This window comes from Nitrincola salilacus (assembly GCF_046271865.1).
GTDB classification, from domain to species: domain Bacteria; phylum Pseudomonadota; class Gammaproteobacteria; order Pseudomonadales; family Balneatricaceae; genus Nitrincola; species Nitrincola salilacus.
Genome location: NZ_CP176580.1, coordinates 1,765,731 through 1,777,011 on the forward strand (window position 1 = coordinate 1,765,731; position 11,281 = coordinate 1,777,011).

Below are 11,281 nucleotides of genomic sequence, written 5' to 3' on the forward strand. Positions count from 1 at the left end.
AGCCCCCAGAGCGCTTCATACAGCGCGCTGGGGGCTTTTTTATTTCTCAGATTCAGAGGCTGCTATGCATGGATGGGATGGCTGCTATCAGCTTCCTGGTGTACTCCTGAACGGGCTGAGTGAAGATCCGCTCTGCCTGCCCTGTTTCCACTACCTTTCCAGCCTGCATAATCATGATGCGATGGCTCATGGCTCTGACTACTGTCAGATCATGACTGACAAACAGGTAGCTCAACTGATGCTCCTGCTGAAGAGCCTTGAGTAGATCAATAATCTCTTTCTGTACGGAGCGATCCAGCGCCGATGTCGGTTCATCCAGTACCAACAGGCTAGGATTCAGAATCAGTGCTCGTGCGATCGCTATGCGCTGACGCTGGCCGCCTGAGAAGGCGTTGGGATAGCGGTTGCGTGATTCGGGATCCAGTTGTACCGCTTGCATGGCAGCGATGACGCGCGCTTCCACCTCCTCATTACTCAGCTTCTCATGCACATGAAGCCCCTCGGCGATAATCTGTGCCACCGACATGCGGGGGCTGAGGCTGCCGTAAGGATCCTGAAAAATGATCTGCAGATTGCGCCGCAATGGGCGCATCTGACGATGATTAAGCTGATTCAGATCCAGTCTGTTCATATCCGGTCCGACATATCCGATCCGACCAACGCTTGGAATCAGGCGTAACAGTGCACGAGCAAGTGTTGTCTTGCCGGAACCGCTTTCACCCACTATGCCCAGCGTTTCACCCTTGCGGATACTCAAACTGATGCCATCCACCGCTTTGACGTGATCATAGACGCGTTTCAGTACGCCTTTCTTCATTGCGAACCAGACCTTAAGGTCATCTGCTTCAAGTGCAATGGGGGCGTTGTCTGGCACTGGAACAGGGGAGCCGGAAGGTTCGGAGCTGAGCAGTTTTCGAGTATAAGGATGCTCAGGGTTGCGAAAGAGTGCCTCGGTCTCGCCCACTTCCACGATCTTGCCCTGCTGCATGATAGCCACACGGTCAGCCATCTGATGCACAATACCCAGATCATGGGTGATAAACAGCACGGACATGCCAAGGTCTTTCTGTAATTGCAGAATAAGCCTCAGTACCTGTGCCTGAATGGTGACATCCAGAGCGGTTGTGGGTTCGTCAGCAATCAGCAGGTCTGGTTCGTTGATCAGTGCCATGGCGATCATGACGCGCTGACGTTCGCCGCCGCTCAATTCGTGTGGCAGGGCTTTGAGTCGTTTCTCTGCATCACGCAACCCGACCCGGTTAAGCCAGTCCAGCACTTTGGCTCTGGCAGCGTGCCCGGTATCACCACTGTGAAGAAAAACTGCCTCAGAGAGCTGTTTTTCGATGTTATGCAGAGGGTTGAGGCTGGTCATCGGTTCCTGAAAAATCATACTGATCTTGTGGCCGCGCAAGAAGCGCAGTTCAGGTTCCGGTAGCGTCAGGATATCTTTGCCCTGATAGATGATTTCACCGCTTTGATAAACGACAGGGGGCTCCGGCAGCAGGCGCATCAGAGACTGTGCTGTGACGGATTTGCCCGAACCGCTTTCGCCGACCAAGCCGAGAATCTCACCTTTGCCGATACTCAGGCTGACATTGGAGACGACCGTTGTCAGGGTGTTCTCCTGCTCGAACGCGATCGAAAGATTCTGAATATGAATCAGTTCTTCAGTCATCTGTTTTCCACTCATCTGCTCTTCATTCATATTCGGGCCGTCAGCGTGTCCGGTTGGGGTCAAAGGCATCACGTACTGCTTCTCCGATGAATACCAGCAGGGTCAGGAGCAGGGACAAGGTGATGAAAACGGATATGCCGATCCAGGGCGCGCGCAGGTTGGTTTTGCCCTGATTCACCATTTCACCCAGCGAGGGCGAGCCTGGTGGCAGGCCAAAGCCCAGAAAATCCAGTGACGTCAGTGTTGTGACTGAGCCGGCCAGAATAAATGGCAGGAAGGTGACCGTGGCCACTAAAGCGTTGGGCAGTACGTGACGGAACATGATGGCCGTATTGTTGAGTCCAAGTGCTCGAGCGGCCTGAACATACTCGAAGTTTCTGGCGCGCAGAGACTCAGCGCGTACAAATCCCACCAGGCTCATCCAACTGAACAGTAGTAGGATCGCCAGCAGGATGAAAAAAGTCGGCTGCAACAGGCTGGCAACGATGATCAGGATGAAGAAGGAGGGCATGCTGGACCAGACCTCGATCATGCGTTGCCCGATCAGATCCACTTTTCCGCCGTAAAAGCCCTGAATCACGCCCAGCGTGATGCCGACAACCGAAGATAGCAGGGTCAGTGCAAAGCCGAAGATCACCGATATGCGAAACCCATAGAGCAGTCGGGCGACGACATCGCGCCCACGATCATCCGTTCCCAGCCAGTTATCCCAGGTCGGTGCACTCGGGGCCGGTGAGGGCAGATCGTAGTTGATGGTGCGATAGTTGTAACGGATCAGAGGCCAGATCATCCAGCCATCTTCTTTTATGATTTCGGCCAGGTATGGATCCCGATAGTCGGCCGCGAGATCAAACTCGCCACCGAACTCCAGCTCCGAGTAAGTAGTGAAGATCGGAAAGTAGTTCTGGTTCTGATAGCGCACCATGATCGGGGACTCATTAGCGATAAAGTCCGCAAGCAGGCTGAGCATGAACAGCACCAGAAATACCCAGAGGCTCCAGTAACCGCGGCGATTTTTTCGAAATCGACGCCACCTTTCCTGATTGATAGGGCTCAACTGCACAGACAGCTCCTGTTACCGTGATTCAAAGTCGATACGAGGGTCAACCCAGGTATAAGCCAGATCGGTCAGAATGCCGATCACGAGACCGAGCAGGCTGAAGATATAGAGCGAGGCAAACACGACCGGATAGTCACGTTGAACAATGGCCTCGAATCCGAGCAGGCCTAACCCCTCCAGTGAAAAGATAATCTCGATCAGCAGTGCACCAGTAAAAAAGATACCGATAAAGGCTGCCGGAAAACCCGCAATAATGATCAGCATGCCGTTACGGAACACGTGGCGATAAAGAATACTTTTTTCGGTAGCGCCTTTGGCGCGTGCTGTCATCACGTACTGCTTGTTGATCTCATCCAGAAACGAGTTCTTGGTCAGCATGGTCAGCCCGGCAAAACCGCCGATCACCAGTGCCAGAACAGGCAGAGCCATATGCCAGAAGTAATCGAAAATCTTCTGATACCAGAGCAGCTCATCAAAGTTCTGGGACACCAGTCCACGCAAAGGGAACCAGTTGAAGTAGGAGCCACCGGCAAACAGGATGATCAACAGAATCGCAAACAGGAAGGCCGGAATCGCGTTGCCTATAACGATCACCCAACTGGTCCAGACATCAAACTTGGAGTGGTGCTTGACCGCCTTACGAATACCCAGCGGAATCGAGATCAGATAGATGATCAGTGTGCTCCATAACCCGAGCGAAATAGAAACGGGCAGCCTCTCCACGATCAGATCAATCACTGAGCGCGCACGAAACAGGCTGTCACCGAAATTGAAGGTGATATAGTCCCCCAGCATTTTGAAGTAGCGCTCATGCAGAGGTTTATCGAAGCCAAAGCGGGCTTCAATCTCTGCAATTACCTCGGCGTCGAGCCCTCGTGCACCACGGCTTTCACCAGATCCTCTCGAGCTGCCAGCCCCGACTTCGCCTCCGGCACCATCGGTGACGCGATCCAGTACACCACTGTCAATCCCGGCCATGCTGGCCAGCATCTGGTCAACTGGACCGCCTGGAGCTGCTTGAATGATGAAAAAATTAAGCGTAATGATAGCCAGCAGTGTCGGAATAATCAGCAGTAAACGGCGGATTGCATACGCGGCCATGCACGATTCCTTGGTTCGGGTATTGTACTGTTAGTTGCATTGCAGCGATGATCAATCATACTGGATTTACCATCTCTGCAATGATTAGCGTCGAGTGATTCCTGACGCTTTCTCCTCATCATACCACCAGGTATCCAGCCCCAACTCATAGTCTGGGCGTGTCTCCGGGCGGGAAAATCTATCCCAGTAAGCGATACGGAACAGGTTGCTGTGCCACTGGGGCATCACATAGAAGTTCCAGCGTGCGATCCTGTCAAAAGCGCGTCCATATGCCAGCAGCTTTTCCTCATCCTCCTGAGCGGCGATGATCTCTTCAATCAGTGAGTCGATCACTTCATCCTCAATGCCGGCAGTGTTCCAGGTCGAGTCGATGAATGCGGACTGAAACAGGATGCGCATGCTGACACTGGGGTAGGCCAATGCGCTGTAGCCACGGGCGATCATGTCGAAGTCGCGTGAGCGGAGGCGATTGATGAACTGGGTTGGATCTACCAGGCGGATATTCATCTTGATCCCGAGACGCTCCATGTTTCGCTGCAGTGGCAATGCAACGCGCTCATCCGTCGGGCTGTTGATCAGCAGCTCAAACTCGAAACGCTGACCACTCTCAACATGCGTGAGCTGTTGATTGCGCAGCTCCCAGCCTGCTTCTTTCAGAAGGGCCAGTGCCTGTCGCGTTTCGCGGCGCAGATTGCCACTGCCGTCTGTTTCGTTGGGAGTCCAGACCTCACCGAACACCTCTTCAGGCAGGCGGTCGCGGTAGGTTTCCAGTAGCTCCAGCTCCAACCCTTCAGGCTTGCCGCTGGCCATATAAGGCGTGTTCTGGAAGTAGCTGGTGTTGCGTTCATATTGATCGTAGAACAGATTCTTGTTCATCCATTCGAAATCCAGTGCAAAGTTCAATGCCTGGCGAACTCTGCGATCGCTGAACAGATCGCGTTGGATGTTGAAGGTGAAAGCCTGCATGCCTTGAGGGATCTGATGTGGCAGCTCTTCCATTTTGATATCGCCACGGGTGAATGCCGGGCCTGTATAGTCTTGCACCCATTGACGGGCAGAGCTTTCCTGGCGGAAGTCATACTCACCGGCCTTGAAGGCTTCCAGCGCAACTGTCGAGTCACGATAGTAGTCATAACGGACAGTGGAGAAGTTCAGTGACCCCTTGCGGCTGGGCAGATCTGCAGCCCAGTAATCGTCAAGGCGCTTGTAAGTGACATTCTGACCCATCGAAAAATCAGTGACTGTGTAGGGGCCGCTGCCAAGTGGGATTTCATTCAGTGGCTCTGCAAAATCACGTGTTTCCCAATAGTGTTTTGGCAGAATCACGAGGCGAGCCAGGCCGGCAATATAGTCTTTGTTCGGGCCTGAAAAAGTGAATTTCACGCGTTGTGGAGTGATTACTTCTGCATCTGTTACGCCCGCATAATATGAGCGGAACTGGGGCACGCCTTCAGTCATGAACTTGTTGAAAGAGAAGGTAACATCATCCGCTGTGATCGGTTCACCATCCTGATGGCGGGCGTCTGGATTCAGATTGAAAATCACAGAGGTATAGTCTTCCGGATACTCCAGCGATTCAGCAATCAGAGGGTAATAAACATCAATTTCGTCATCGCTGCCGATCATCAGGGTGTCATAGAATTCGGAGCTGTTGACGGCAGCAGACCCACGCTGCGCGTAGCGGTGAAAATTATCATAGGTGCCGATGGCCGACATCACCATATGTCCACCCTTCGGAGCATCCGGGTTTACATAGTCAAAGTGTGTGAAGTCGGGACCGTACTTGGGTTCGCCATGCATCGAGAAAGCGTGTGACTTGATCAGTTCGGAGGCGCTGTGCTCCTCGGCTGCAATTGAGCAAGCCAGCATAGAACCTGCCATCGCACCGAGAACTGCAAATGCAAGGCGTCGAATGGAATATGGCTGTTGAGTCAGTGGCTGTTGAGTCAGTAGCAAAGCAGAACCCTCCTGGCAGAATAACGGGCTTCATCTTATGACAATCTGTATGCAGCGGGAAAGGGCTGGTGCTGTATTAGCTGAAAAACCCTTTCCTGCTCAGCAGCAACTGACTGTCATATGTGTGAATCGTTCCCGCGGGAGGGGAGTTGTTATTCAGCTCGTGCCATCACGCTGGGCAAGATAGAGAGCCAGTTGCTGTCCCGGATGTAATACGGTGTTCGGCTCAATCCGGTTCCAGCGTGTCAGGTCTTTAATGCTGACGTTGAAGCGGTTGGCAATCATCCAGAGAGAATCGCCGGGCCGTATCCGATAGGTCAGCACTTCAATATCACCCGCATCCACTGCCTGAGCCAACTGCTCGAGTTGCTGTTCAGACTGTTCGGACTGCAGCGTTTCGACAGCCTGCTGCATGCTTTCTGCGCTCTCGACCGGTGCCAGCAATCTATGCGGACCATTTGGAGCGGTCAGTGCACGGCTGAATCCCGGATTAAGGCGCTGTAGCTCTTCCAGGTCTATATCCGCCAGTTGAGCCACAAGCGACATATCAATCTGACCATCGGTTTCAACTTCTGCGAAATAGGGTTTGGCAGGGATGTGCGCCAGCTTCAGATCATAAACACGTGCATCACGCACTATGAGCGCTGTTGCAAGCAGTTTCGGGACGTGACGCATGGTTTCTGCTGGCAGGTTAAGTGACCAGAAGTCTTGGGGCAGGTTATGTTCACGGTTATGGCGCATCGCTCTGGATACAGTACCTGCACCGGCATTATAAGCCGCCAGGGCGAGCAACCAATCACCATCAAACTGCTTATGCAGCTGCTCCAGATAGGTCAGGGCGGCTTCGGTGGATTCGATCACATCGCGGCGACCATCATACCAGGCATTACTGGTCAGGCCGAAATGCCTTGCTGTGCCTGGAATGAATTGCCATGGACCGGCAGCCGCTCCCGGTGAGTGAGCAAAGGGGTCGTAACCACTCTCAATCATCGGCAGCAGGGCCAGCTCGGCGGGAAGTCCTCTTTCGAGTACTTGATCCAGCACATAAAAATAATAGGGCTTTGCATTCTCGCTGATCAGTTCCAGGTGTTCCGGGTTCTTGCGTAGCCAGTCAAGCTGATCCTTCAGGCGGCTGTCATCGGCATCAATGGGCAGCTTCATATTGCTGCGTGTCAGTTGCCAGATATCGGGTGCCGGGGCGGAACGCGCCACTGGACGAGAGCGTACCGGGAAGGTGTGTGGAATGTTCAGTGCGACCTGTTTATCGGCGCGGGTGTCCTGCTTTACTGGCTCGACGTCAGTGTATCGCTCAGCATTGGCCGAACAGCCAGAGAGAGCAATGAACAGAACGAGCGAGATCAACCCGCAAGCTCGATTGGTCATAGCGGTTACCTGATTATAGTGTTGAGCTGAACAGGGACTCCTGAAAAAGGCTGCCTGCAAATATGGGTTTAAATGAAACTGAATGAAAACTTAACGGGGCATTGTAACAGGCTTTGAGCCTTAAGCAATGCCCTTGAAAAAACAGGGGATAGAAGCGCTATTCATCAGCGGTATTTCAGAACTGATTTTTCCACTCCCGCAGGCTGGCCAGTACGTCAATATCGGAGCTCAGAGCTTTCCCTGCACGCTCCTCGGCTGCTTTTCTGACCTTGTCGATCGAAGTGCGCATAAACGGGTTGATGTTACGCTCCTGCGCAATGTTGGAGGGCAGGGTAGGCTTCTGTTTTTCACGCAGTATTCTGCAGCGATCAAGCGTCTCGGCTATGGCTTGACTGTCTGGCTCTACGGCCTGCGCAAAAGCCAGGTTGGAGAGTGTATATTCATGGGTGCAATATACTTCAGTATTGTCCGGCAGAGCGTCGAAATAGTTCATGGCCTTAAGCATCTGAGCTGCGGTGCCTTCAAACAGCCGGCCGCAGCCAGCCATAAACAGTGTGTCGCCACAGAAGAGCTGGGGCTGAGTGCCGGGTTTGAAATAACTGATATGATCCAGTGTATGAGCAGGGACCTCTTGAATCTCCAGTTGCTCGCCAAACAGCTCGAGTGTTTCGCCGCTCTTCAATGGATGTGTAATGCCACCAAAGGGTGAGTTGTGTGGGCCATAAACCGGAACTGGGTATTGGCTCAGCAGTTTTTGCACACCACCGGTATGATCAGCATGATGATGAGTGATAAGAATGGCATCCAGCGTCAGGTCGTGAGATTCCAGATAGCGCAAAACAGGTTCGGCATCACCTGGGTCAACGACTGCGGAACCGTATCCGGGTTTTTGAATCAACCATATATAGTTGTCGTTGAATGCCGGAATGGGTGTAACCTTGAACATGGGCTTTTCTCCTCCTGCGCCGCTGGCGTGTGTCATTAGCCAAGTGTAACTCAAAACAGGAGTGGCTTCTTAAAATGACATCAAATTGCTACCATTAGCGCCAACGCGCCTAGACTCGAGTACGGCATGAAGTTTGAACAGTTGATACCCCCGGATAAGCTGGTTTCCGATATCTCTGCCTGGTTTTCCACGCCGGTCGGTCAGGAGTTTCTGGCGATCGAGCAGGAGCTGGTGAGTCAATTGCTGCCTACCCTGTTTGGATACCACCTGGTCCAGATAGGCTTTGATTGCAGATACCAGCTGTATGCTGACAGCCCCATCTCGCACAAGGTGACATTATGTCCACGTCTGGAGCTCGGTATGGGACTCAGCAGCATCGTCGGGCTGAGCACCGAACTGCCGTTGCTGAGTAACGAAGTCGATCTGTTGATTCTGCATCACACACTGGATTTTTCAGAGAATCCGCATCAGGTGTTGCGCGAGTCGGCGCGAGTGGTGCGACCGGGTGGACACCTGTTGATTGTCGGTTTCAACCCCGCCAGTCTCTGGGGCCTGTGGAGTCGATTCAAACGCCGGAAAGGGGTGCCCTGGAATGCACACGCGCTGAGTCATGGGCGCCTGCAGGATTGGCTTGGGTTGTTGGAGTTGACTGAACTCAAGTCCATGTCTGGATATCACCGTCCACCTGTCAGCAGTCAGAAATGGCGCGAGCGCTGTGCTTTCCTGGAGCGTTGGGGCGAGAAGTCTCCAACCTGCAGTGGTGGGCTGATGGTGATTCTGGCGCGCAAGGATGTGGCAGGAATGACGCCACTTAAGCCTGCTGTAAGGCAGCGAAAGCTGATATCCTTTCCGGTTGCAGAACCGACAGCCAGAGGAAAATCTACTTGAATAAGGTCGAAATCTATACCGATGGAGCCTGTAAGGGCAACCCCGGGCCGGGCGGCTGGGGGGTATTGATGAGCTATGGTGAACATAAGCGAGAGCTTTTTGGTGGAGAGCCGGATACTACCAATAACCGCATGGAGCTGATGGCGGCCATCATGGCGCTGAAGGAGTTAAAGAAACCCTGTGAAGTGATTCTTTCGACTGACTCTCAGTATGTGCGACAGGGAATCATGCAGTGGATTCATGGCTGGAAACGTAATGGCTGGAAAACTGCTGCTAAAAAACCGGTCAAGAATGCGGAGTTATGGCAAGAGTTGGACCAGCAGGCCGCCAGACATCAGGTGGAGTGGCGCTGGGTTAAGGGTCATAGCGGTCATCCGGGAAATGAGCGGGCTGATGAGCTGGCCAATCTGGGTGTAGATGAGTGCGGAAAACGGAAGAGTTATGCGTCAGATAGTGCTTGATACCGAAACAACCGGTATAGACCCGGCTCAGGGTCACAATATTATCGAAATAGGCTGCGTGGAGATGGTGAAACGTCGTATCACCAAACGCACCTATCATGAGTACCTGAAGCCTGATCGTGAAGTCGAGGCTGAGGCGATAGCCGTTCACGGTATCACCAATGACTTCCTGCAGGATAAGCCCCGTTTTGTCGAGAAAGCGGCTGAATTTCTGGAGTTTGTGCGCGGTGCAGAGCTGATCATCCATAACGCGGCCTTCGATGTCGGGTTTCTGGATACCGAGCTGGCGCGTAATGGCTTCAAGGAGCGCATGGCAGATATCTGCCAGATCACCGACACCTTGAAGCTGGCCAGGAAAAAGCATCCCGGTCAGAAAAACAGCCTTGATGCCTTGTGTCGGCGTTATGGTATTGATAACTCTCATCGCCAGTTACATGGCGCCTTGCTTGACTCGGAGATTCTGGCCGACGTCTATCTGATGCTGACGGGTGGGCAGACCGCATTGCACCTGGCGCATGTTGATGACAGCGATGACGAAGCCCGAATACTGATTCGAGAAGTGGGCAGTCAGTTTGTGCTTCCGGTACTCAGGGCGAGTGAGGATGAGCTTAAAGCCCATGAGGCTTTTCTGGATCTGCTGGAGAAAAAGTCCGGTCAGCGCTACTGGGGAGCTGGCGCCGAAGGGCAGCAAGGAGAGGTATGAAACAGCGTCTGATTGTACGACAGGGCAACATCTATACGGATGAAGCAGGGCAATATCTCTGGCGAGAAGGTGATGAGCAGATCAATGATGAGCTGTTGCGCGATGTCATGGAGGCGCGCTATCAGTTGGCCGACACTGATATTGAACTGCTGATCCCTGCTACGGATGATGTGCCGGGTCTGCAGGCAGGTAATCTGCGCAGTCTGCTATCTTTGTCTGCACAGGATGAGTACGCCTATGCCTTGTTGTCGCGCGCATCACAGCTCAGCATCTGGCATGACCAGCACCGTTACTGTGGTCGTTGTGGTACCGAAACGCTGGTACACCATCAGGATCTGGCGAAGGTGTGTCCTGCCTGTGATCTGGCACAGTATCCACGTATTTCGCCCTGCATCATCGTTCTGGTGATGCGTGGGGATGAGTGCCTGCTGGCTAACGGTGCTAATTTCCCACCCGGACGATTCAGTACGCTGGCAGGCTTTATTGAAGCGGGAGAAAGTGCTGAGCAGGCAGTGGCCAGAGAAATTCGGGAGGAGGTTGGTATAGAGGTGAGTAACATTCGCTTCTTCTCCAGTCAGTCCTGGCCATTTCCGCATGCTTTGATGCTCGGATTTTTTGCCGATCATCTGGCGGGTGAACTGAAGCCGGATGGTGTGGAAATACTGGATGCCAGATGGTTCCGGCGAGATGCGATGCCCGATATGCCACCATCTTTCTCTATCTCACGCCAGTTGATCGATCATTACCTGGCGATGCCGGACGCTACTTCTTCCGGCTGAACAGTTTACCCAGCTTGGTGGCGAGCATCACATTACCTTCGGCACGCAGCTGGCCTTTCATGAAGGCGCTCATGCCATCCAGATCACCGGATATCACCTGAATGAAAGTGGATTCATCCATGATCAGGGTGATGTCGGGATCTGGGTGTGCACCATATTCACTGACACAGGCGTCATCTTTGATGTCGAGGTAAAAGGATTCACTGTCGTTGAGCTGAAACTGAAAAACCGCCTGCAGCCCTTTGGCCTGATCTGCATTGAAGCGTTCGGGAAATTTGCGGATGACTTTTTCCAGAGTAATCGGTTCGCTCATGAAGCTCTTTCCTGGT

General features: G+C 53.1%; 11 protein-coding genes. 4 read left to right on the forward strand and 7 right to left on the reverse strand.

Features of this window, described 5'->3' with window-relative positions:
- Positions 1 to 52: 52 nt before the first annotated feature.
- From ACK3CJ_RS08255 to gloB, 6 genes are all read right to left on the reverse strand, one after another.
- Entirely contained in the window at positions 53 to 1,744 is a 1,692-nt protein-coding gene (locus ACK3CJ_RS08255) for an ABC transporter ATP-binding protein (protein WP_409525957.1), read from the reverse strand.
- The gene (locus ACK3CJ_RS08260; RefSeq protein ID WP_409525958.1) at positions 1,716 to 2,738 is read right to left on the reverse strand and encodes an ABC transporter permease; all 1,023 of its coding nucleotides are present in this window, start codon (positions 2,736 to 2,738) and stop codon (positions 1,716 to 1,718) included. The genes ACK3CJ_RS08255 and ACK3CJ_RS08260 overlap by 29 nt, the downstream gene beginning before the upstream one ends.
- A gap of 12 nt (positions 2,739 to 2,750) precedes the next feature.
- Positions 2,751 to 3,836 (reverse strand): microcin C ABC transporter permease YejB, encoded by a 1,086-nt coding sequence (locus ACK3CJ_RS08265; protein ID WP_409525959.1) that lies wholly within the window; start codon positions 3,834 to 3,836, stop codon positions 2,751 to 2,753.
- An 84-nt stretch (positions 3,837 to 3,920) separates the two neighbouring features.
- The gene (locus ACK3CJ_RS08270; RefSeq protein ID WP_409525960.1) at positions 3,921 to 5,792 is read right to left on the reverse strand and encodes an extracellular solute-binding protein; all 1,872 of its coding nucleotides are present in this window, start codon (positions 5,790 to 5,792) and stop codon (positions 3,921 to 3,923) included.
- 156 nt (positions 5,793 to 5,948) lie between these two features.
- On the reverse strand, positions 5,949 to 7,175 hold the full coding sequence (locus tag ACK3CJ_RS08275) for a transglycosylase SLT domain-containing protein (protein WP_409525961.1): 1,227 nt from the start codon (positions 7,173 to 7,175) through the stop codon (positions 5,949 to 5,951).
- Positions 7,176 to 7,350: 175 nt separating this feature from the next.
- Positions 7,351 to 8,121: a hydroxyacylglutathione hydrolase gene (gene gloB / locus ACK3CJ_RS08280; protein ID WP_409525962.1), complete on the reverse strand. Its 771-nt coding sequence runs from the start codon at positions 8,119 to 8,121 to the stop codon at positions 7,351 to 7,353.
- Between the two features lie 126 nt (positions 8,122 to 8,247).
- On the opposite strand from gloB, the gene ACK3CJ_RS08285 reads away from it, so the two are divergent.
- Genes ACK3CJ_RS08285 through nudC form a run of 4 tightly spaced genes read left to right on the forward strand, consistent with a single transcriptional unit; the run spans position 8,248 to position 10,952 of the window.
- Complete coding sequence (locus tag ACK3CJ_RS08285; protein ID WP_409525963.1) at positions 8,248 to 9,009, forward strand: class I SAM-dependent methyltransferase; 762 nt, start codon at positions 8,248 to 8,250, stop codon at positions 9,007 to 9,009.
- Entirely contained in the window at positions 9,006 to 9,470 is a 465-nt protein-coding gene (rnhA, locus tag ACK3CJ_RS08290) for a ribonuclease HI (RefSeq protein WP_409525964.1), read from the forward strand. The genes ACK3CJ_RS08285 and rnhA overlap by 4 nt, the downstream gene beginning before the upstream one ends.
- Positions 9,451 to 10,173 carry a DNA polymerase III subunit epsilon gene (gene dnaQ / locus ACK3CJ_RS08295; RefSeq protein WP_409525965.1) on the forward strand — a complete coding sequence of 241 codons (723 nt, stop codon included), beginning with the start codon at positions 9,451 to 9,453 and terminating at the stop codon, positions 10,171 to 10,173. The genes rnhA and dnaQ overlap by 20 nt, the downstream gene beginning before the upstream one ends.
- The gene (nudC, locus tag ACK3CJ_RS08300; protein ID WP_409525966.1) at positions 10,170 to 10,952 is read left to right on the forward strand and encodes an NAD(+) diphosphatase; all 783 of its coding nucleotides are present in this window, start codon (positions 10,170 to 10,172) and stop codon (positions 10,950 to 10,952) included. Before dnaQ ends, nudC begins: the two co-directional genes overlap by 4 nt.
- Here the strand turns inward: nudC and ACK3CJ_RS08305 are convergent.
- Positions 10,936 to 11,265: an SCP2 sterol-binding domain-containing protein gene (locus ACK3CJ_RS08305; RefSeq protein ID WP_409525967.1), complete on the reverse strand. Its 330-nt coding sequence runs from the start codon at positions 11,263 to 11,265 to the stop codon at positions 10,936 to 10,938. The genes nudC and ACK3CJ_RS08305 overlap by 17 nt on opposite strands.
- Positions 11,266 to 11,281: the final 16 nt, after the last annotated feature.